The 22,627-nt window shown below is 63.4% G+C and carries 15 protein-coding genes; 9 read left to right on the top strand and 6 right to left on the bottom strand.

Going from position 1 to position 22,627, the window contains the following annotated elements:
- Positions 1 to 9: 9 nt before the first annotated feature.
- Positions 10 to 7,248 carry a hypothetical protein gene (locus tag ACIIOY_RS02605; protein WP_411033065.1) on the bottom strand — a complete coding sequence of 2,413 codons (7,239 nt, stop codon included), beginning with the start codon at positions 7,246 to 7,248 and terminating at the stop codon, positions 10 to 12.
- A 273-nt stretch (positions 7,249 to 7,521) separates the two neighbouring features.
- Here ACIIOY_RS02605 and ACIIOY_RS02600 point away from each other — a divergent pair, with 273 nt between their 5' ends.
- The 9 genes from ACIIOY_RS02600 (at position 7,522) to ACIIOY_RS02560 (ending at position 17,715) form a co-directional block, all read left to right on the top strand.
- A complete protein-coding gene (locus tag ACIIOY_RS02600) occupies positions 7,522 to 8,421 on the top strand; it encodes a trypsin-like serine peptidase (protein WP_411033094.1) in 900 nt (299 codons plus the stop codon).
- Positions 8,411 to 10,453: a S8 family serine peptidase gene (locus ACIIOY_RS02595; protein WP_411033064.1), complete on the top strand. Its 2,043-nt coding sequence runs from the start codon at positions 8,411 to 8,413 to the stop codon at positions 10,451 to 10,453. Before ACIIOY_RS02600 ends, ACIIOY_RS02595 begins: the two co-directional genes overlap by 11 nt.
- 147 nt (positions 10,454 to 10,600) lie before the next feature.
- On the top strand, positions 10,601 to 12,112 hold the full coding sequence (locus ACIIOY_RS02590; protein WP_411033063.1) for a sugar ABC transporter ATP-binding protein: 1,512 nt from the start codon (positions 10,601 to 10,603) through the stop codon (positions 12,110 to 12,112).
- Complete coding sequence (locus tag ACIIOY_RS02585; protein WP_411033062.1) at positions 12,109 to 13,113, top strand: ABC transporter permease; 1,005 nt, start codon at positions 12,109 to 12,111, stop codon at positions 13,111 to 13,113. The genes ACIIOY_RS02590 and ACIIOY_RS02585 overlap by 4 nt, the downstream gene beginning before the upstream one ends.
- Before the next feature lie 3 nt (positions 13,114 to 13,116).
- Positions 13,117 to 14,100: an ABC transporter permease gene (locus ACIIOY_RS02580; RefSeq protein WP_411033061.1), complete on the top strand. Its 984-nt coding sequence runs from the start codon at positions 13,117 to 13,119 to the stop codon at positions 14,098 to 14,100.
- Between the two features lie 89 nt (positions 14,101 to 14,189).
- Positions 14,190 to 15,167 (top strand): sugar ABC transporter substrate-binding protein, encoded by a 978-nt coding sequence (locus ACIIOY_RS02575; RefSeq protein ID WP_411033060.1) that lies wholly within the window; start codon positions 14,190 to 14,192, stop codon positions 15,165 to 15,167.
- Between the two features lie 65 nt (positions 15,168 to 15,232).
- Positions 15,233 to 16,030 (top strand): SDR family NAD(P)-dependent oxidoreductase, encoded by a 798-nt coding sequence (locus ACIIOY_RS02570; RefSeq protein WP_411033059.1) that lies wholly within the window; start codon positions 15,233 to 15,235, stop codon positions 16,028 to 16,030.
- 7 nt (positions 16,031 to 16,037) lie between these two features.
- Complete coding sequence (locus ACIIOY_RS02565) at positions 16,038 to 16,931, top strand: sugar phosphate isomerase/epimerase family protein (protein ID WP_411033058.1); 894 nt, start codon at positions 16,038 to 16,040, stop codon at positions 16,929 to 16,931.
- Positions 16,909 to 17,715, top strand: a complete 807-nt coding sequence (locus tag ACIIOY_RS02560) for an SDR family NAD(P)-dependent oxidoreductase (protein WP_411033057.1) — start codon at positions 16,909 to 16,911, stop codon at positions 17,713 to 17,715. The genes ACIIOY_RS02565 and ACIIOY_RS02560 overlap by 23 nt, the downstream gene beginning before the upstream one ends.
- 4 nt (positions 17,716 to 17,719) lie before the next feature.
- Here the strand turns inward: ACIIOY_RS02560 and ACIIOY_RS02555 are convergent, their stop codons facing one another.
- Genes ACIIOY_RS02555 through ACIIOY_RS02535 form a run of 5 tightly spaced genes read right to left on the bottom strand, consistent with a single transcriptional unit; the run spans position 17,720 to position 22,440 of the window.
- Positions 17,720 to 19,420 carry an extracellular solute-binding protein gene (locus ACIIOY_RS02555; protein WP_411033056.1) on the bottom strand — a complete coding sequence of 567 codons (1,701 nt, stop codon included), beginning with the start codon at positions 19,418 to 19,420 and terminating at the stop codon, positions 17,720 to 17,722.
- Between the two features lie 39 nt (positions 19,421 to 19,459).
- Positions 19,460 to 20,368 (bottom strand): intradiol ring-cleavage dioxygenase, encoded by a 909-nt coding sequence (locus tag ACIIOY_RS02550; protein WP_411033055.1) that lies wholly within the window; start codon positions 20,366 to 20,368, stop codon positions 19,460 to 19,462.
- A gap of 27 nt (positions 20,369 to 20,395) precedes the next feature.
- Positions 20,396 to 21,457, bottom strand: a complete 1,062-nt coding sequence (locus ACIIOY_RS02545) for a maleylacetate reductase (RefSeq protein ID WP_411033054.1) — start codon at positions 21,455 to 21,457, stop codon at positions 20,396 to 20,398.
- Positions 21,458 to 21,472: 15 nt separating this feature from the next.
- Positions 21,473 to 21,952, bottom strand: coding sequence for a YciI family protein (locus tag ACIIOY_RS02540; RefSeq protein WP_411033053.1), 480 nt, complete (start codon positions 21,950 to 21,952; stop codon positions 21,473 to 21,475).
- Positions 21,949 to 22,440: an invasion associated locus B family protein gene (locus tag ACIIOY_RS02535; RefSeq protein WP_411033052.1), complete on the bottom strand. Its 492-nt coding sequence runs from the start codon at positions 22,438 to 22,440 to the stop codon at positions 21,949 to 21,951. Before ACIIOY_RS02535 ends, ACIIOY_RS02540 begins: the two co-directional genes overlap by 4 nt.
- Between the last annotated feature and the right edge of the window lie 187 nt (positions 22,441 to 22,627).

The following is a 22,627-nucleotide window of genomic DNA, read 5'->3' as shown; positions in this document are numbered from 1 at the left end:
CTCGCCGGGCTAGGGTGTGCGGGCGCAGGAGGTTTTTGCCGGGTTGCCGAGGTCGTTCTCGTTCGCGACCACGTCGATCAATCCCCACAATCCACCCGCCTGCAGATATGTCGGCCCGTCCTGGAAGAGGTAGCAGCCGACGGCCATCTTCCGCGTCAGCGATGCGGTGACCGCCTTGCCGGGCGCAACCAGCGCCGAGCGAGGGAAGCCGAAGCCCGGGAACAGGTCATTGTAGTTCTGGCCTATCGTCGCGAATGCATGCTGGCGAGCCCGGCCACCTGGATGCACCACGTGCACGATAACCTCCTCGCCCTTGACCACCTTCAGAACGGGCACGGAATCCCTCTTGCCGATTTCCGCCCGCTTCAACCGGAAGAACTCGACAGGGAACTTGTAGGCATTGAGGTCGGTGTGCCGTTCGGGTTGAGGAAGCCGGGCGTTTCCGGGCTCCTTGCGCAGCCGGATATGGAAAGGGCTGGACCGGTGGCTCACGCCCTGATCGCCGAAGTCATACGTGTCGTCGCAGACCGTGCAATCAGTGACAAGGTCCGGGCTCGACCCGTCCGAAGCCGCAAAACTGTCCGTCGTCGAGCGGTCGCGCAGGTTCAGGCCGTCCTGCCAGAACAGTGTGAAGAGCCGGATGTCATGTCCCGCGCCCTGCGGGTCCTTGGTCAAGATGCGCAGCTCGCCGAACGGGTTCACATGGCCCGCCTTGCCGACCACCGGCTTGGTGACGAAGATCCGGCAGTCGCGGCCGCGATTGGACGGTTTGGTATCGTTGCAGAGGTCGCGCTCGAAGGTCAGTTGCCCGATTTCGACCCTGGCCTCGCCCGTGACGATTGCTCCCACAGGCAGGACATTGACCGAACCGATCAGTCCGTGCGTCGGATGGCCGATGACGTCGCCCATGCTCTTTATCGGAAGCGCGCCGTAGGCATAGGGTATGAAATTGACCTTCTCGCTCAGGGTGAGCCTGGCATAGGCTTGCCAGAGATGATCGGCGGCTCGGCGCGCGCCTTCATCCGCGGCCACGATGCGCGCGAGGTCGACGACGCTGCCGCCGCTGAGGGTCACGCTTATCTTGTATGCGCGTCCCGCGAAGCTGAAATCGCCCGCCTGCGACCCGTTCTCGATCAAATCGATACCGCTGAGCTTCGCCGCCTGGCGGCCGTTCAAGGTTCCTGCGAGGGCGATATTCAGCGAATTGATGAAATCCTCGGCGTGGTTGTCGTCTATGGTGACGGTCGTCAGGTCCTCGCTGCCCTTCGCTGCTGCCCGGCCGGCATAGAACGAGATCTGCTCGATCTGGGCCGTCCGCTTGATGCCGGTCCCGCTCTCGTCCATGGTCAAGGTCTTTGCGCCGGCCGCAAGGCCTGCAAGCGCGCCCGTCGCATTGTTGCCGAACGGCCGCGCGACCGCGTTGGTGTAGCTCAGTGTCGGGAGCGGCAGCATCAGAGCGAAGCGTGACGATGGCCGCACATTGCTCGCGTCCTTCTGTGTGAAATGCCAGGATCCGGTTTGCTTCTTCTCATCATCGGTCGCCCATTCGGGCTCGGTGTTGAGGGATACGATCGACGGCATTCTCGCGTCGCCCAGATCGTCTATCAGCCCGTTGAAGCTCGAATGTTTCCGAAGCGCATTGATGACCGTCAGCATGACGCAGTCGCCGGCCTTGACGGGCAGAACAAGCGGTTCCGGGCGCCGGTATGCCGCCTTGATCGCCTGCACCACCTTGTCCAGCTTTATATCCCGCCACGCGTCGGGGGCTTGCAGGTAATCGGGCCACGAAACGCCGTCCGGCTTGGGATTGACGATCGCCATCGGGTCGACCTGCGCCAGGAACAGGCCGTTGCGGTCATAGAGCCCCGGGCCGTATGTCGTTCCGACGTCGCTGGTCGAGGCGTCCGGACCGAACACGGTCCTCGCTTCGATAGCCACCACGGCGGCGTGAACCAGGGGCGCCTCGTAGCGGCAGGCCGCCGGTTGCGCATTGGCGAAGGCGCCGGCCCTCTCGGCTTCGCCGTCCCCCGGGAGCTTGTCCTTGGCGGAGTCGCCGAGCGCCGTTTTCAGTGCATAGGCCCTTGCCTGCGCTTCCGCGACCGGAGCGATGTCGTCGCTTCCCTTGGGATAGGTCCGCAGCAGGCTCCAGGCGCCGTTCCACAGCGAATCCTGCGATCCGAAATGCTGAAGCGTGTCGGAGGGGAGAGCGGCGGCGTTTGCCATCCCGTCCGCCAATCCGAAGCGCTCGGTGCTGATGTCGTTGCGATACGTTCCGCTGAATTCGAAGTGTTCGGAAATGCCGATCTCCTGGGCGCTGACCCGCCCCTCGCGATTGATGCAGGATTCCATTCCCCGCTCGGTCGCCTCCCAGAAGTCGAGTGAATCGGACAGGCTGGCGGCACCGTGCCGCAACCAGTGGAAATACTCGTCCGCATGGCCGGCATCGATGAGCTTCACCGGAGTGCCGGCGACGAGGAAAGTCGCGTCGTCGCATTTCTGCGTCAGCGTCACGCGCGGCGCGGTATCGTCACGAGGCAACATCGCGGAGGGGAAGCGTTGGTCGATGTTCCGGGACCAGGTGTAACCCTCGAGGGTGAAGGCGTGCTGGACCTCCTGCGCTCCCTGAACGAGCCTGAACTGCACACGGTCGCCGGTCATCGTCTTCATCGTGTGGGTTGCAGGGTCGTTGTGGTAGCCCGACAGGAACACATTGGCGAGGTCGCCCTCATCGCCATTCTTCTGCGTGCTGATGCTGCAGGAATCGCTGCCCGAAACGCCGCTTTCGAGCTTTTCGACCCACTGTTCGGGCGTGCTTTCCTTGAACTCGCACGTCAGCGACTGAGATCCGTCCGTCCCGATGCGTAGCGGAATCGGCTCGCCGCGATAGTTCACCAGGTATGGATCGTGGTGATCCACCGAAATGCTTTCCGGTCGCTGCACCGCGGCCACCGGCCGTGCCATCACCCCGTTGCCGTCATTGCCCGCCGCCTTCTGGCGGTATGCCGTCAGATAGTCTCGCAAGCTGTCCACATCTTCGGGGGTAATCAGGTCCGGGAAGAGGTATTCGGAATGGGGTTTGGAATCTTTCGGCATGGCGGCGGCGAGCCAGGCCGGAGGCATGTTGCCCGGCTCCGCGAAGAAGATGCCCTTGTCTTGCGAGATGCCGGACCCGCAATATTCGTTCATGTTGCCGGTCTGACCCAGCCGGGCGTATTTCGCCTCGCAGTAGAGCGTCGCCATTCCCTTTGCGAGCTTCGGCTCCTCCATCGTCGCGCCGGCCTTCTTGCTGTCCGTCGTCCTGTCCGGGAATGCGGCGAGCAGCGTCTCCTTCCGCATCGTGTCGCTCGGATCGTACAGCGTGGCGAAGTCCGCGACCGCCAGGGCGAACTCGCGGGTCGAGACATCGTCCAGCGCGTCGAAATCGACGATGATCTTCTCCCTGCCGACATCGATCGGTTTGGCGTCGATCAGCTGGCGATCGATCCGGGGCTGAGTGCAGGTCTTGCCGTCCACCTCGCAGGTCTGAGAGCCTTGCGGCTCGATCAGCAGGGCCGTGTAGAAACCGTGCTGCTGGATCGACGACGGCCCGAAGTGATCGTGACTGAAGACCGTGCGAAGCGTTCGGTCGACATAGTCCTCGTCTTTCTTGTCGGTGCCTCCATCGCCCTTGCGGCGGACCGGCGAAAGCAGCGGATCGGCAAACCAGCGTTGCGTCGTCGTCTGGAAAAGCCGGCGATGGGTGCCCTCCTGCATGGAAAGGCGCCAGATTTGGTCCTTGTCCACGACCCAATGGGCCTTCTCGCCATCTCCGGCCTCGTTCCTGCAAAGCCCGGGAAACTCGCGCAACTGCGGCTGGACGGCGTCTCCCTCGGGGAAGGTCGCCATGCCGGCATTCTTCGCGGCGCAGATTCGGGTGGCAATCTCGTCCGGTGCGAACGTGCCGTCTTCATAGTTGAACCCGTTCCCGGAGCCGTCGGACGAGGTCACGTCGAATTTCACGAGATGGATATGCTGGCCGATCGTATCGGTCGGCGTCTTGACCTGAAAGTCATCCAGCGCAAGTTCCTTGGGCAGCTCGTTCGTATGCCTGAACTCGATGCATTCGCCGGAAAGCGCCCGGAAGAAGAACGGCTGTTCGCCGGCGCTGATGAGCGGCGAAATCCGCTTGCTGCCGATCTCGCCCTTATAGGTGTGCGATCTTTCGGTCAGGACGTTGATGCGCGCCTGCGGATCGTGCCAGCCGGCCTTGTTCGTCACCATGTCCAGTTGAACGGCGGATGCCTTGTAGCGGCGGAAGCCGACGACGCCGGGATCCGTCGTCAAGCCGGCCTCGCCGGTGAAGGGATCGACCTCGCTCACCGTGATCGAGTCCTGGTCGGCAAGCGCGGTGGGCCGCTGGGCGTCGTCGAGGTAGTAAAGGGCAGGCCTCTTGGCGATCCGCTTGTCCGACCGGCGCCACTTGACCCAGTTGGACACGTCCTCGTCGCGGGCCGCGACATGGGCCGTGCCCGCCGGTATCTGGTCCACCGCGCCGCTGGTGAAGTAGACCGGCCGGCCGTCGAACGTATAACTGGCGGGTCCGCTCCCGGACGCCGGAACATGCACCAGGACTCGGTAGCTGTCCGGCGCGGCGCAGGGATCGGCGAATGGCGCGCCCGGTTTGGCCTTGCCGCCGTTCACGGTGAAGAGCTTGCCGCCGCTCGCCGCGGCGCGCGCATAGCCGCCGCGGTCGAGATCGTATTCCGCCTTGCTCCCGTCCGCCAGCAGGAGGTCCAGGCCGGACCCGTTGTGGTGGAACGCCATCGCCGCCTTCTCGAGCGCCGTTCCATCGTAGGGAAGAAGCTCGAGCGGCGCTTTTTCAAGGTGCATCGTGAGGTCGCCCAGCGCCAGCATCTTCGCGACGAGTTGCGATTGGCGGGCTTCGCGCTTGCGCAGCGCCGCATTGTTTTCGGCGCTCGCGAGGTCCGTCACGTCGTTGGGGGCAAAGGCTTCCAGAAAATCCGCCGGCACCTCGACGCCGGGTTTGCGTTCCGCCTCGTCGAGCACGATGTGGCGGGGAAGGCCGCCGTCGAGATATTCCCCCTCCGGCACGCCGTCGCCTGCCGTCGCCCTTGCGATATCCAGCGGTGCCTGCGCGGGCCGGTGGCCGGGCTTCCCGCCGATATAATAGGGATAGCCGGGAAAGGCGCCGGTCTCGGCGACTTCGGGGCCCTTGCCGTCGAGGACCGCGGCGACGGTCGTCTCGCCGCTATAGGTCGGCAGCAGGGGCCAGGCCTCCCCGGGCAACGGAACGAGCGCGGGCGTCGGCGTTCCGACGGAATAGCCGGGGGAACCCTCGACGGGGTTGATCCACGCGCCGCCCGCGGTGACCGAGCCGGGCCGTTTCTTCGCCCGCGTGTCCTTGCTCATTTCCGCGAGCGAAAGGCCCGCCTCCCATTGGCCGTCCGGCAGCTTGCGGGTTCCGTCCTCCAGCACGTCGTGAACACGCCAAAGCTCCCACATGCCCTGCGCGAAGTGGGGATAGAGATGGCAATGGAATATCGAGTCGCCCACGGTCCGGTTTCTGTTGCCGGAGCCAAGCGTCTCGTACCAGCCTTTCTCGCCCGCAGCGCCCCGGCGATAGATCTGCATGCCGCCGCCGTAGATGTCGTAGGTGAACCCCTGTTGCGGAGCGACCGTCTGCGAATCGAGATAGGCTCCTCGGTTCGCGTCATTGCCCGAAAACCACTGATGGGCGTGAAGATGGAAGACATGGGTTTCCTTCGGACCCGCATGGAAATTACGGAAGACGACGGGGTCGTTCAGGTAGGAATGATGGACGTTCGAGGGATCGTCGCTGAACTGTTCCAGCAGCGCCGGATCCCCGTTGGCCCAGGAGGTGAGGAAAAACTCCTCGTAGAGGCATTCGGCGCAGTCGGCGGCCGGGCCGATGCCTTTCCTGTTGGCGAGCAGGGCGGCTCCCATGCCGCTGGAGCCGTAGTTGATGGCAAAGCCGTCGCGCACGCCGGCGAGCTGGCCCTCTCCGAACTTGCTCAGTTCCGAGAAGTTTCGTGTGTAGAACGTCTTGAGCTCGTCGTGGAAGAAGACCGAGAACTCGCGAAAGCTCTGCGGGCGGCCCTCCAGGCGCGTCGCGGCGTCGCGCTGGACGATGGCATTGAGGTCGGAATGGACAATTTCCAGCAGGCGTTCGTCGATCCGCCTGGCCATGGCGAGGATCGGGACGCCGCCGACGCCATCGGGCAGGTTCTCGAACGTGTCCCGCATGTCCTTCACCGCATGGCGTGGCGAAGGCTTCGTGCCCCATAGGTCCGTGAAGGCCTTGCTGCTGACCTGGCTACGATACCAGGTCGATTCCTTCGGCTCGCCGATGACTGCGCCGAAGAGCCCGTGGGTGATCGACCCACCGTCGCCTTCGCCGCCCGAGGGCGCGGCGGTGCTGGAGAGGAAATAGGTGCCCTCCTCATCGACCTTGTATGTGCATGTCATGAAGACGCCGGGCTTGATGCCGCGCTGGCCGAGGCAGACCCGGTCGGCAATCCCGTCTCCGCTCGGCACGAGGGTCAGGCCTTGAATGGCTATGGAAAGCAGCCGCGTTGCCGGTGCGTCGGCATCCGGCTCGTTTCCCGTTTTCGTGCCCGGGCCCTTGCCCGCCGTGTTCACGCGGCAATCCGCCTCCTTGTGGTCGACGCGATCGGCCGTCCCTTCCGAAATCCAGGACCGCACCGCTCCCAGCATCTCCCACATCCTGCCGGGGGCCGGCTCTGCCTTTGCCGATCTGCAGAAGTCTTCCGAATATCGCGGCTGGCTGTCGCGCAGCAGGTTCTGGACGCGGATCCGCAGGATGTCGCCGGCATTGGCGCGCAGGACCATCGGCCGTGGACGCTTGCAGTCCTTCAGCCTGACCGCTCCGGCCTTGAGAGCATCCGAACCGCGATAGGTTTCGGTTCCGTCCGTCTGTCCGCAGGCGTCCGCGTCATACTTCTCCGGGCCTTCCGTCGCCGGCACGACGTCGCGTCGCAAGGCGAAGATCATTCCGAACGGATTGAAGGAGCCGAAGCGGTTGTAGACGAGTGTCTGGTCGAGAGCGACGACGTCCGCGCAGACGGTTCGCCTGCCACCTGAGGTAGCGCACCAGTCGGATGCCTGTCCTGCCGATTTGCCGTCCGTTTCCGCTGCGTGCGAGGAAAACGCATTGCCGATGAAGACGACGGCGGCGCTTGCAACCAAGGAAACGAGTAAACGAGACATGAGCAGACCCCTCGAGAACCAGCGTTCTCCAGTTCCAGAACGGTATGTACTGCTATGCTATTTCCGATAGGTGGCATGTATTGAAGATTAAGAAGCGGCCGTTGTCAACGATAGTTCAGCGATAGATGCGCCTATGAAATTATGGTAGAAAGAGTTCGAGAGGGCTTAGACTTCAAAGAGGCATGAAAATAGGTCATTGCGCCGGCGCTGCGTTTTCCAAGGAAGGGTTTCATTTTGGAACGGCACGCTAATCGGAAGTTAGTCGTCAATTTGGTGCTCTTTGCCGGCGTCGCCTTTTTGGCGGGGCCCGGCGAAACGCAGGATCTCGAAACGACCCCGTATGGCCTTCCCTTCATCGAGGGAGTCGATCCGAAAACCGTGTGCGGCCCGGAAAACGACCTCCAGGACGTCGAGAAGTATGACGGCAACCTTGGGGTGAGCCAGGACTATGTGGCAAAAAATAACGGATCCACGGTCCAATTTCAGTGGAAGCCGGAACGGGCTATCCGAAGGGAGCTGCCCGGCTATACTCCCGGAACGATCGGCGGCCGTCGCTGGTGCACCGGCACGCTGATCTCCGATAGGTTGGTCCTGACCGCGGGGCATTGTTTCGAAACCCAGCGCGGGGGTGCATCCGGTTGGACGACGCCTTATTTTCGCGAACCTGACGGAGAGCGCCGGATCGTTCACGCATCCGACCAGCAGCTCGCGAAACTGCAGTTGGTCCATGTCGGCTATCAGGTGAACCCCGAAACGAACGTTCCCCGGCTTGCGCGCACCTTCGCGATCGAGCGGGTTGTCGAACGGGTCTACGAGGAACGCGGAATCGATTTTGCGCTCGTCGAGCTGGCGCCCGATGCGGACGGCAAATATCCCGCGGCCTTCGTGACGCCGGCCACGCTCGCATCCCGTGCAACCTTGGCCGGGGAGACGCTGGTCATTATCCAGCATCCGCACGGCCAGCCCAAGAAGATCGGCGCCGGGACGGCAAGAAGCGCCCGCGATCCATTCATCTTCTACGACGACATCGACACTTTGGGCGCCTCGTCAGGGGCCGGTGTGAGGGACGAGCAAGGCAATATTCTCGGGGTACATATCCGGGGCGGCTGCGAAACCTCGGCAAACAGCGCGGTCTCGATCATTGCCATCGAAGGAGCGTCGAATGTGCTTTAGGCTCCTGCATTTCCAAGCCTCGATGGCCTCCGTTTCCATCCTCGCCTGGTCGATCTGCGTCGGCGCGGCGCTCGGCCAGGACGCTTCGTCTGCATACATATCCAGGGGCGTGGACGGCATGTCGACCGAGCTCAGGGAAATCATCGCTCAGAGTTTCGAGCCGACCTACGTCACCGTCGAGGCGTCCGGCACGACCCTGGGGAGCCTCCTCTCCGAGACCTGCGGGACGCAGCCGAGGGCTGTCCGGGATACCCTGGCGGCGGAAGCCCTGAAATTGAACCGCTTAAAGTCCCTGGACGAGATATTGGCCAAGGACGAAACCGTTTCCATTCCACGCTGCGTGAAGCTCGAGCGCAATATCGAGGTGGAGGTCCAGGAAGGGGATACCATCGAAAGCCTGCTTCGCAAGCACACGGGCGTGTACGGAACCATCACGCTTCGCAAGACGTTCGAGCTCAACAAGGGCAAAAACGGTTCGCGCAGTCCCGAAGCGTTCTTCCGGACCCTTGCCGTCGGACAAAAGATCACGCTTCCGTATGTGGCCGAGCCGCAGATTTTCGTTCCGCGCACGGCGGGCACGGATTTCCGGCAACTGGTACAGGAGAACTCCACGTCGCAGGTCGCGGCTGTCGCGGAGCAGGTGACCAGGCCTGAGGCAAGGCCGCGGAACGAGGGCGACTACGTGCTGGTCGAGTCCGTCGAGATCGCTTCCGCCGACGGCGAAACACCCTGCTCCGAATCGGAGGACATTTTCGAACCAATCGATATGGCCGCCCTCAAGGCCGTGTTCGACGAGGAGACCCTACTGTCGGGCGGCGCGGTCGAAGTTGCCAGCATCGGCATCATCGATACGGGGCTGGCGAACCCGGAAGACGACTTCTTCTCGCTCGACGTGCTCCTCGTAAAGCAGGAGGAGATGGACGGCGAGGATGGCAAGGACGACCTTCCGAAAAACGGCGCGATCGACGACATATTCGGCGTCAATCTCAACAACTCGCCGCTGTCCGGGGATATCCAGCCCTTCGGTCCGGAGCGGCTTTCCTGGCAGTACCACGGCACGCGCATGGCATCCTTGCTGCTCGGCGGCCCGAACGTCGCCTCTCAATGGGGTGGCAAGCGTCCCCCGATCAAGCTTCGCATCGTCAATTTTGCATCCTCGGAGGCGAGCGGCGGCATGGTTTCCGCGCTCAAGCTGCCGACGGCGGTCGATCAACTGGAGCGCGACAAGGTCGCCATCGTCAATATCAGCCTGGCCGGCAAGCAAGACCATGTCGGTGTGAAGCGGTACTTTGCGGAAAGGCAGGGAATGCTGTTTGTCGTCGCCGCTGGAAACAGGCAGGGCGGCGGGCCGGGGCAGAACCTCGTGTTCACAAAGCAGTATCCCGCGCGCTATGGCGGTTTTTCCGCGCCAAACATCATCACGGTTGCCGCCCACGGCCTGTCCGGAAGAAAAGCGCCGTTTTCCCACTACGCCCATGAATATGTGGATCTCGCGGCTCCGGGCTGCGGCGTTGCAACGCGCAATGGCGATGGGAATATCGTTGCCGATTCCGGCTCGTCGCCCGCGACGGCACTCGTCTCCTTCACCGCGGGCCTCGTGCGTTCCCTCGGGTTGCAGCAGCCCAAGGATATCAAGATCCGCATACTCGCCGCCGTCGATACGGATGCGCAGTTGGAGGGACAGTCATGGAACAGCGGCCGGTTGAATGCGGTCAAGGCCGTCAGCTTGAGGCGCGATCTGGTCGAAACCGCAGACAGGAAGCTGCATTTTGGCAATATAGCGGATCGGGATGTCCTCTGGGCGCTGTGCGGCGATGGCGCGGTCGATTTCTCCGGCGAATACGAGATCCTCAAGGTCGTGCCGAACATACGGACGCCCTTCGGCTTGAAAGTGGAATATTTCACCGAATCTGACGGTGTCCTCGGCACACAGGAATGTGCGCAGCGGGACACCGCCGGACGCACGCTGACGATCGGCGGGAGCGAGATACCCGTGGCCGAGATGCGTGACGTTGTCTTCAGATCGCTTTAGATCCCGGTAGAAGCGCTCAGATCGGTTCCTGATGGAATAGCCTGAGCGGGAAAAGCAGTCCAATCTGGACCAATCAGCGGTAGGCCATCCGGAATTGTCGTTTAGCATCTCCTTACATCGCTCGGAGGCGCGGTGTCGGGAGGTTTCATGAGCATGCATGCCGTTCTGACGGTCAAGGACCTGCGCAAATCGTTCGGTGGAATCCAGGCGCTGAAGGGCGTCGATTTCGACCTTCATGCCGGCGAGATTCACGCTCTTTGCGGCGAGAACGGTGCGGGCAAGAGCACGCTGGTGCGCATGATCGCCGGCCTCATGGTTCCGGACGAGGGTGAGATCCGCGTTGATGGCGCGCTCCTCAGGCCGGGTGAGCTTACGAGCCCGAAACAGGTGTCGGTCGTCTATCAGGAGCTTTCGATCATCCCGCACCTCTCGGTGCTGGACAATGTGCTGCTCGGCGATCCGGACATTGCGCAGCTCTATTTCCGCAAGCGTTACAAGGCACGCGTGCGCGAAACGCTCGACCAGCTCGGCCTTGCCGGCATACCGCTCGACGTCGAGGCCGGCCGGCTGGCGATCGCCGAACAGCAGCTCCTGGAAATCTGTCGCGCGGTGATGCGCGGAGCGCGTGTCCTCATCCTCGACGAGCCGACGGCAAGCCTCTCCGACGCGGAAATCCAGCGCGTCTTCGAGACGGTGCGCTGGCTGCGCAGCCAGGGAACAGCGGTGATCTATATCAGCCACCGCTTGCCTGAAATCTTCGCGTTGACCGATCGGGCCACGGTGTTCCGCAACGGCCGGCGCATACTGACGAAGGCGACGGCCGACTGGACGAACGACGAGCTCGTCGCGGAGATGATCGGCCGGGAAGTGACGTCCGCCCACAGCATGCGGAACCGCTCCGAACTCGCTGCGGCGGAAACGGTGGTGGAACTTGAGCGTCTGGGAGTTGCCGGGAAATACCGGCCGGTCGACCTGTCCTTCCGCGCCGGGGAAATCGTCGGCGTTATCGGCCAGCTCGGTTCCGGGGCCAATGCCCTCATCGAAACCCTTGCCGGCCTCGAGCCGCATCACGCCGGATCCATCCGCATCTGCGGAACACCGGTCGACATCACGTCGATCACCGCCGCGATGCGGGCCGGCATCGCCTATGTGTCGGAAGACCGGGCCGGCAAGAGCCTGTTCCTTGGCGCGCCGATAGAGGTCAACCTGACGGCCGCCATCCTCGACCGCCTCAATCGCGCCGGCATCCTGACGCTTGCCGACGCGCGTGAGAGGGCCGCCGACCTTGCCCGCCGGTTCCAGATCGATGCCCGCCGGCTGCCGCTCGCGGTCTCCACGCTTTCGGGCGGCAACCAGCAGAAGGTGGCGATCGCCAAGTCGGTCGCGCTCGAGCCGAAGGTGCTTGTCCTCAACGAACCGACGCGCGGCGTCGACGTGGGCGCCCGCACCGAAATCTATCGCGAAATCCAGGCACTCGCCCGCCAGGGCCTCGTGGTCCTCTTCTTCTCCACGGACCTCGAAGAGATCCGGGAGCTGTCGCAGCGCGTGCTCACCGTCTTCCGGGGTGAAATCGTCAATGATCTTCCGGTCGAGGAGACCACGATGGATTCCATCCTCGGTGATGTCGTGCGCGGTCCGGCCGCGGGGAGGGCCGCATGAACGGCAAAAGCAATACAACGGGCGGAGAAACGGTGTTGGCCGGATTTGACGTGAAGGCGCTCGGCGCCAGCCTGGTGCGGCCGGAACGCATTCAGTCGACTGCGGTGTGGGTTGCAACCGTGCTGCTCGCCGCGTGGGCAACGCTTGCGATCCCGGGATTTTCGTCCGGCGCCAACATATCGGCGATCATGTATTCCACCTCTGCCGTCGGCATCGCCGCGGTCGGAATGGCGCTGATCACCCTTTCCGGCAATCTCTTCATGCTGTCGATGGGGGCAACGGCTGCCGTCTCCACCATCCTGTTTGCCTCCTTCCTCCATCTCGGCCTGCTCCCAAGCCTGACCATGGTGGTGATGATCGGAGGGCTGTTCGGGCTCGCCCAGGGTATTGCCGTCGGCTTGTTCCGGACCAATCCGATCATCACCACGATAGCGATGGCGTCGATCATCACCGGCGCAGGGTCCTTCTATTCCGGCGGTCTGACGATTGTCGGGCAGGGGGATGCAAGCTGGCTTGGCGTCGGGCGGACTCTGGGTCTGCCCAACCAGATCCTGCTTTTCGCCATGACCGCGATCGTCTTCGGTTTCATCGTGGAGCGCACCCGCTTCGGTCGGGAGCTGCGCCTGATCGGGCTCAATCCGAAGGCTGCAAACTTCACCGGCCTGCGCGTCGGCCGCACCCTGGTCCTCGCATATGTCTTTGCCGCAATGGCCGCCGCCTTTGCCGGCGCGCTCTACGGCTCCCAGGCGGCGCAGGGCAACCTCAAGCTCGGCGCGGGACTGGATTTCGACGCGATCGCGGCGGTTCTCGTCGGCGGCGTCGCGATCAAGGGAGGGCAGGGGCGCGTGCTCGACGCGGCGATCGGCGCGGTGTTCCTGGCGATGATCTCGAACATCCTGCTCCTCAAGGGACTCTCGCTGGAAATCCAGCTCATCGTCAAGGGGCTGGTGGTGATCGGCTCTGTCATTCTCGGCGCGCTTGCGCTCGGCTTTCGGAGGTAGTCCATGGCGGTCCTTCACAAATCCAAGGCGATCTCCAGCGCGACCCTGCTTCGCCTTGCTCTTCTCGTTATCCTCGTCGCACTCTTCGCGATCTGGAACCCGGCCTTCGTCAGCGGCCGCAACCTCTACGCCCTGCTGCAATCCTTCTCGCTGCTCGGCCTGGTCGCGCTCGGCTTGTCGCTGACGATGATTGCGGGCGAGTTCGACCTCAGCGTCGGCTCGATGGTCGCTGCCGGCGGTCTTCTCACGCTTGTCGTTGGCGGCGACAGCCTTGTTTACGGCATGGTGGCAGCGCTCGCCTTTGCGGCACTCGTGGGTCTGGCCAATGCGATTGTCATCAGCCGCTTCAATGTCTCGTCGCTCGTCGTAACGGTCGGGTCGATGATGGCGCTTTCCGGTTTTGCCTTCTGGCTCGCCGGCGGCAAGGTCGTCAGCACCGACAACTTCGACCTCGGATTTGCCCTCGACGATCCCATGCTCGCCGTTCTCTCATGGCGCAGCGTCATCACTTTCGCCGCCTTCCTGATCGTCGGTCTCTTCATGCACTACACGCTGATGGGGCGGGACATCCGCGTCGTCGGCAGCAAGCGCCAGGTTGCCGCCGCGAGCGGCGCGAATGTCGGCCGGTCGCTGCGGATCGTCTTTGTCGTCTCCGCGGTCGCGGCGGCACTTGCCGGAAGCCTGCTTTCGATGAGCCTTGCGAGTGCCGCGGCAACGACCGGAAGCTCTCTCATGCTGCAGGCGGTTTCTGCGGCAATCGTCGGCGGCGTGGCGCTTTCGGGCGGATCGGGCACGCCGGTCCATGTCCTTATCGGATCGCTGATCCTGACGGTGATGAACAATGGCTTGAGTTTGATCGGCATGGGCGCAACCGGGATTCTCTTCGCCAACGGCCTCGTGCTGATGGGAATCGTGCTGCTCGACGGCCAGCTGGGCGCATGGATGAGCGAACGGATCGCGATGTCGCGAGCCCGGAATTCCGCGTAGCGGAACCACCGTACGGCCCCTTTCATCCGCCGCCGGCCCAACCGGCGGGGCAGGGAGACGTGCAATCTTGAAACGGGAGGACCAATCACATGCATCTTGCAACACTGACAAAATTGATGACGGCGACGACGCTGCTCGGCAGTTTGATGGTATCGACGGCAGCGTTCGCCGAGGCCAAGGGATCGAAGGTGATCCTGCTGACGGTGACGGAGGAGTGCGAATACTGCGCGCTGCACCAGCGGGCCTTCAAGGAGGTGGCTGGCGCTGCCGGCGTCGACCTCGAAGTGAAGATCACCAACTACGACGCCGCCGAACAGGCCTCGCAGGTCGATCAGGCGATTGCCCAAAATCCGGCGGCGATCGTACTCTGGCCGGCGGATTCGAGCGCCATCGTTCCCTCGCTGCGCAAGATCAAGCAGGCCGGCATCCCGCTGGTGATCACGAACTCGCGGCCGGACGAAAAGTATGCCGAGTTCTGGGACGTCTTCACCGGTCCGTCCGACATCGGCAATGGCCAGTCGGCCGCCGAGGCGATGATCAAGGGCTTTGCCGAGAAGAGCCTCGGCGACGAGGGCAGGATCTTCATCATCGAGGGTGTTCCGGGGACCCCGCCGCAAATCCAGCGTTCACAGGGCTTCGAGGAGGTTCTGGGCGCAAAGGCAGGCGGCATCGAGATTGCCGGCAAGCAGAACGGAAACTGGGATCAGACCAAGGCCACGGATGCCGCTGCCGCCCTGTTCACGCAGATCGGCTCGGAGGTAAAAGGCGTCTACGCCCAGGCGGACAACATGATGTCCGGCGTCATCGTCGCAGCCAAGCGCGCTGGCATCGATCCGGCAAGCCTCGTGCTCGTCGGTTCCAATTGCTCGATCGAAGGCGTCAACCAGATCAACGAAGGCACGCAGTATGCCACCGTGCTGCAGTCGCCGATCGATGACGGCAAATATGCCGCGCAAGCGGTTGTCGACCTTCTCGACGGCAAATCCGTGGAGAAGGAAATCTTCCTGCCGCACGAGATCATCACCAAGGAAAACATCTCCGACTGCGACGCCGCTCTCGGTCGTTGATCCTGAATCCGGGCACGGCGAACGCCGCCGTGCCCTTTCATGACCCAAGGAAAAAGGAATACGCCATGGCCGCGGAGCCAGTCTTTAGCAACGCCCTGCCCGAACTTGTGGTGGTTTCGGGAACGGCTTCCGGTCTCGGTACCGGCATCGCGCAATTGCTGACGGAAAACGGCGTGCGCACGATCGGAATCGACGTCGCGGCCGCGCCGGAAGGCCTTGCCGGCGAATTTTACGCCCATGTCCGGGGCGATGTCACCGAGGAGGCGACCTGGTCGCAAATCGCCGACACGATCACCAGGGCCAATCCCGGCACGCTCGGTCTCGTCACGTCGGCCGCCATGTTGAATGTCGGCACGATCCTCGACTTCGACAAGGCGGCGATCGAAAAGACCATGTCGGTCAATTTCATCGGCACTGCGCTCGCTTTTCGTGCCTTGCTGCCTTTGATGATCGCGCGCGGGGGCGGCCCGATCGTCGCGGTCGCCAGTATCGATGCGACCTTTGCCGAACAGCAGCTTGCCGTCTATGCGGCATCGAAAGGCGCGGTCCGCCAGCTCGCCCGCACCGTAGCGATGGACCATGCGCGCCAGGGCATTCGTGCGAACGTGCTGAGCCCGGGGCCGATGCTCGCCGGCCTCTTCGAGCGCCACATGAAATCCGCAAGCGATCCGGATCGCTTCCTTGCCACGCGGGCGAACCGGCAACCGTCCGGCCGCATCCTCGATCCGGCTGAGGTCGCCCGTGCCGCGCTCTTTCTGCTGTCCGACGCTTCCACCGCGCTCAACGGCGCGGAGATCGTTGCCGATGGCGGCCTGACCACCAGTTTCGATTTTCGCACCGGGTCGGAAGGCGCGTCGGTCTGAGGAATTCATGATGAGCAAGCCTATTGAACTGGTCGCCGCGTACTGGACCATCTCCGGCGACGTCTATCCCTTCGCCGAAAACGAAATCAGCCCCTTTCCCTTTGCCGACCGTGTCGAAGCGGCGGCGAAGGCCGGGTACAAGGGCGTGGGCCTGATCCACGCGGATCTCCAGGCCACGCGCGGGAAGATCGGCCTCAAGGAAATGCGCCGCATTCTCGATGCCAACGGCATGCCGCATGTCGAGCTGGAGTTCATCACGCATTGGTTCGCTTCAGGCGATCTTCGCGCCGCATCGGACAAGGTGCGCCGGGAGCTTTTCGAGGCCGCAGAGGTTCTCGGCGCGCGCGACGTCAAGATCGCTCCCCAGTTCGATGCCGATGGCATCGATCTGCCGCAGGTGACCGACAGCTTTGCCGCCATCTGCCAGGACGCAGCACGCTACGGGACGAAGATCGCGCTCGAAGTGATGCCGTTCTCGAACGTGCGTACGCTTGAGACGGCGCGCGCGATCGTCGAGGGCGCGGCGCAGCCGAATGGCGGCCTGCTCCTCGATATCTGGCATATCGGCCGGGGCGGCATTGCCTACGAGGCCGTCGCCGGCATCCCGAAGCAATACGTCGTGTCCGTCGAGCTCGACGATGCCGATGAAGCGGTCGTCGGTACCCTCTGGGAAGACACGATCTATGAACGCAGGCTCTGCGGGGAGGGGGTGCTCGATCCGCCAGCCTTCATCGATGCAATTCGGAAGACCGGCTTCGACAGCTTCTATTCGGTCGAAGTGATCTCGAAAAGGCATCGCGTCCTGCCGCTCGAAGAGGCGGCGCGGCGCTCGTTTGAAACCACGATGGCGCAGTTTTCTGGAAACGAGGGAGAAGCAGATGGAAACCAATCTCAAGGGTAAGGTGGTGCTGATCACCGGCGCGGCAAAGGGCATCGGCCGGGAAACGGCCGTGGCCTTCGGCCGCGAGGCAAGCCATGTTGCTCTCTTCGACATCGACGAGGCCGCGCTTGCGGACGCGGCGCTGGCTGTGGAGGCTGCGGGCGGCAATGCCGACACCTTCAAGGTCGACCTTTCCTCGGCGAGCGATATCGAGGCCAAGGTCTCGGCGGCGATTGCCCATTTCGAAGGAAGGGTCGATGTGCTGGTCAACAATGTCGGCGCTGGCGCCGTGCGCACCTTCGACCAACTGACAGATGCGGAGTGGGAGAAGACCTTCTCGCTCAACTTCATGAGCTACGTCCGCGCCACGCGCATCGTATTGCCGGTCATGCGCAAGCAGGGTTACGGCGCGATCGTTAACAACGGCTCGGACCTTGCCCGTCAACCGGAAGGAGTGCCCATCGATTATTCGGCGTCTAAGGCTGCGGTGTTGGCGCTGACCAAGGGGCTTGCGCGCACCGAAGGGGCCAACAACATCCGCATAAACGCGGTCGCGCCGGGTCCGGTGTGGACGCCGTTCTGGACCCAGCCCGGTGGCTTCGCCGAAACCATGGGGAAATTCCACAACATGGAACCGCAGAAGGCGGTTGAGCATGAAATGTCGTTGCGGCAGCTTCCGCTCGGCCGCCTCGGAAAGCCCGAGGAAGTGGCGAACGTCATCGTCTTCCTCGCTTCCGATCTCGCCTCCTTCGTCACGTCCTCGGTCTGGGGCGTGGATGGCGGCTCGATCCGTGCGATTGCCTGACGGTTCAGCCGTCGAGGCTCTTGCGCTCGATGATCCGGTCGAGGCGGTCCTGCGCATCCTTCAGGGCCGTCCGATCGGATTTCCGGCCGGAGAGAGCGTCGTGGATTTCCTCGCCGACGATGCGCTCCATGTCCGTATAGAAGGGGACCGGCGGTCGCTGCCAGTTGCGCAGAAGGTTCCGGTTGGCGAGGCTGCCGACGAAGCGGACGAGCTGCGAGCTGCCGATCGCCTCTGGATCCGCGCTCACCGAGAAGCGCGGAGCAACGGGGAAACCGTTCTTCACATGCTCCTTCATCGCCTCCCGCGAGGCCATCCAGGCAAGCGCCTCTGTCGCGAGCGGCAGGCGTTTCGGATCGATGTTGGAGGGAATGCACAGCAGAAAGCCGCCGATCGGCGACGTGTTCGTGCCGCCTGGACCGGAAGGCTGCGGCACATAGGCAACCCGGCGCTTGACCGCCGAGCGCACTTCGGCCTCGAACCGCGCGGCGCGCATCGTCCAGACATAGCCCATTGCGGCCTGGCCATGCAGGAAGGCCGCGCAGGAATCGTCCCAATGGGCATCGAGCGCTCCCGGCTGGGCAATTTCCAGCAAGCGGTGCATGTAATCGAGCGCCAGCAGGCTCGCTTCGCTGTCGATCTGCGGACGCATGTGCTGCGCATCGAGATTTTCGGTCGAAAACCCCGTGGGCGTGCGTCGGATCGACAGCACGGTCTGTCCGCAGCAGCCGAGAAAGAACATGAAGCTGGAGGCAAGCGGCCGATGCGCCGCGTTCCAGGCTATGCCGTATTGCCCCATGGCCGGATTGTGAAAGGCACGCCCGGCATTGATGACGTCGTCGAAGGTGCGCGGCAGTGCCATCCCTTCCTGTTCGAAGAGATCGGAGCGGCAGGCAAGGACCTCGATCGTGCAGTAGATCGGCACGCCGTATTCCACGCGTTTCCAGGTCGTCGTGGACCAGATCGAGGGATGGAAGTCCATGGGGTTGATACCCGAGTCGCGGATCATCTCACCGATCGGCAAGACGAGGCCCTTGCTCGCGAATTCACCTAGCCACGGCATGTCGATCGCGATGATGTCATAGGCCGAAACGGCCCGCGCCCCGTTCGCAAGCCCCTCGCGGTAGAGGTCGTTCTGGTGCATCAGTTTGAAGCTTTTGGCGCTCGCCAGGTTGTTGCGGAAGTCGGACCACATGTTGCGCATCGCGGCGAAATAGTTGTCGTCGTTCAGGAGGAACTGCAGCTCGACGCCCTTGGTCACCCGGTTCGTAAGGAGATTTATCGGCGGGATGATGGGATTGCCGCGTCGCGGCGCTCCGAAATAGTAGTTCGCCTCGTGTTCCTCGTTGTGGCGCCCGCCGACGATTTCGGCAATCAGCGCCTTCGTCTGGGCTGCATAGTTGGCGGCGAGGTCGGAAAGGCGTGCGCTCGGATGCAGGGTGAAGCGCTTGGCCGTATCGGAGGCCGGCCGCCTCTCGATCAGCCCGTTATCGATCATGCTCTGGATGCGGCGGATCGCAGTGCCGCGCGGCAGGTTCGAGACGAGCGCGAGCTTGCTGATCGAAACCGGATAGCCCTCGAGCTCCGACCGCATGAGATAGTGGACGATGCGCCAGGCCGCTTCGTCCTCGACATCGACGACATCGAGGAAAGGTTTGCGCAGGCGGTCCACGAAATCGTAGACGCGCAGGAATTCGTGATCGTTCATCCAGCCATTTTCCTCCCGGAGGGGCGAAGGATAATCCGATCAGTTGCCGTCTGTCTTGGGGGCGAGAACGAAGTCCCATTCCACGGACCAGTAAGGTGCTTCGAAACCGAGCTGCCGCGCCTTTTCCGGATCGGCGACCTTCCTGAAATCGGCAACCAGTGAATCCTTCACGCCGAACACGGCGTCTTCGGCGAGATATTGGCAGTCCGGTGTGAAGATGTGGGTGATGATCGGATCATAACCCGGCGCGGTGACGATGTAATGCACGTGCGCGGCGCGGTTCGGATGCCGCCCGAGGGCTGCGAGCATCTTGCCGACGGGGCCGTCGTCCGGGATCGGATAATAGCGCGGCTTCACGGAGCGATACCAGTATCTGCCCTCCTCGTCCGTCGTGAAGACGCCGCGCAAGTTCCAGTCCGGTTGTACGCCCTTCTGCTGGACGTCGTAGAAACCGTCATCATTGGTTTGCCAGACATCGATCAGTGCGCCGGCGATCGGCTTGCCCGCCGTATCCAGCACCCGCCCGCGCACGACCATCGGTTCGCCCTTGCCGTCCAGGCAGATATTGGTGCCGTGTTCGTAGCGCGGAGCCTCAGGCACATAGAATGGACCGAGGATGGTGTTCTCCGTGGCACCGTTCGGACGCCGGTGATTGATGGCGTCGACGAGCATGGAGACGCCAAGCGTATCGGAAAGCAGGATGAACTCCTGCCGCCATTCTGAGCACATTCGGCCGACCTCGGTCAGGAAGTCTATTCCCTGCAACCATTCTTCATGCGTCGGCTCGATTTCCTTGACAGCGGCATGAAGGTGTTTGACGAGCACGCTCATCACCATACGCAACCGCGGATCGACGTCGGGGCCCATGCGGGCATTGACCACATCGACAGAGGTTTCTTCCTCGAAATACGGATATTTCGGCCGGGCCGGCTCGGCGGCATTGGTCATGATGGAACTCCTCCTGCAAAGCTGGTCTCACGTCTGCGGCGGTTCGCCGGCATGGGCGCGGGCGATGAGCGCCCGGATCGGTTCGCGCTCCAAGGCGCGCGGATTCCAGTAGGGATTGGCCAGGGCACGGTCCGCCGCAAGGTCGATCCCGTTCTCGGGCATGCCGATCTGCGAAAGCGCGCGCTTGGCGCCGATCCGCTCGGCGAGGTCATAGAGCGCCGTCGCGGGATCGTCCGTCTTCAGAACGGCCCGCAATTTTGCCATCGCCGCCGGAACGGCCGGAGCATTGTAGGCGAGGGCATGCGGCAGCACGACCGTATGCGTTTCGGCATGAGGCAGGTCGAACGTACCGCCCAGCGTGTGGCAGAGCTTGTGGTGCAGCGCCATGCCGACCGAACCCAGACAGATGCCGCAGAGCCAGGCGCCATAGAGTGCCCGGGAGCGCGCCTCGCGGTCCTGCGGCTCGCCCGCGATGACCGGCAGAGCATCTGCAAGAGCGCCGATGGCCTCCGCCGCCATGAGGCCGATGACGGGATTGCTCTCCCTGGCGTAAAGCGCCTCGATGGCATGGGCGATGGCGTTCATGCCGCTCACTCCGGACATCGCGGCAGGCAGGGTCATGGTCAGGTCGACGTCATAGATGACCACTTCCGGCAGGATCTTCGGGCTCGACTGGGTGACCTTCACCCCGTCCTTCGTCTCGCCCAGGATAGGTGTCATCTCGGAGCCGGCGTAGGTCGTCGGCACCACGATCTGCGGCAAATCGGTGCGCAGCGCGATCGCCTTGGCAAGGCCGGTGGTGGAGCCGCCGCCGACCGCAACCAAACCGTCGGCTTCCCGCTCCGCCACCTCCCGCATCGCATCCTCGGTGACGGAGACAGGCGTGTGCATCGTCGCTTTGGCATAGACACCCGCAGCGCGGTCGCCGAAGGTGTCTGCAAGATGCCGTGCATCCGCCGCCTGCTGCGGTGTCGCGAGTATCAGCACACGCCTCAGGCCGAGCCGCTCGATCTCTTCCGGCAGGCGCGCGATCGTGCCTGAGCCGAAGACGACGCGGGCCGGCTGGCCATTGTAGATGAAGTTCTGCATGGCGGTTCTTCCCCGTCAGGCGCGATTGTCGACGCGCAGCAGGAAGGGATGGATCTCGACGTTTCGCCAGACATCGGCGGCGGTGAAGGGGTCAGCCGCGTTGAACGCCTTCACATCCTCGATGCTGTCGGCGGAGAAGACGAAAAGCGATCCGATCATCGTCTCGCCGTCGGCGGCGAGCAGCGGTCCCGAAATCACGGTTGTGATCGATCCGCTGGCGAGATAGGCCTTGTGGGCCTCGTAACTGGCCAATCTGCGCGGCAGCGCATCGGCATGGTCGAGACAATGGACGGCAAAAAGCACCATGATCCTCCCGTAGTGCATGCCGCAGGACAGTAAGCGGCCGGTCCTGCTCTCCCGTGCAGGACCGTGGAAAGGATAGGCGGCTATGATGCGAAGTGGCGTGTCGATTGGTCCAGTTTGGACCGAATGGATGAACGTGACGAATCCCGGTGGCTTTTGAACGGCCTTTTTCCCGTGCCGGATGGCGGTCAAGGCCCGCCGAGTTCCGCGGCCCTTGCGAGCGCAGCGGTGAACCCGGAGAGGGAGATCGAGAAGCCGACCTCCTGGGCGTTGCCGCTCGCGGTCGCCTTGACCTTCAGCGCGGTGCCGATCCGCATCGATGTTACCGCGTCCCGGTCGAACGCGAGCGGCACCAGGCAGCCGGCCGGAAGACAGGTCGAGAAGCGCAGCGGCGGCAACGATGCGTCCTCGTCTATGGACAGCACGATCCCTTGATCGAGGGCGAGCCCGAACGGCAGGACCAGCGTTCCGTTGGCCGCGCTGCCGCCCTCGGCCGGGGTCAGTTCGATGGCGAGGATGCGCTGCCGGTTCGCGCCGTTCACCTGCGCCTGCGAGACGGTGCAGCGCACCGTACTCTGGACAGCTGCGCAGGTGAGGGTCCAATCGGCATGGGTTTCGTTGAGGGAGGTCGCGCCGCCCGGCAGCCCCTGGGCGATCGCGCTGCCGCCGCAAAGGAGCAAGGCGGCGGCGAGGGTCCGTGAAACCCTTTGAACACGAAGAGGCCGCACGTCAGAACCGGATGTTGAGGCCGAGGGAGGCCGCGTGGTTGGCCTGCTCGCCGGAGAACAGGCCGTCGTAGCGGGCACGCACGGTCATGTCGTCCGACACGTTCCAGGAAAGACCCGCGCCGATACGCAGCCGGTCGCG

It is taken from the genome of Shinella agrisoli (assembly GCF_046557955.1).
Classification (GTDB): Bacteria; Pseudomonadota; Alphaproteobacteria; order Rhizobiales; family Rhizobiaceae; genus Shinella.
This window is presented reverse-complemented; position numbering and strand designations above follow the sequence as displayed.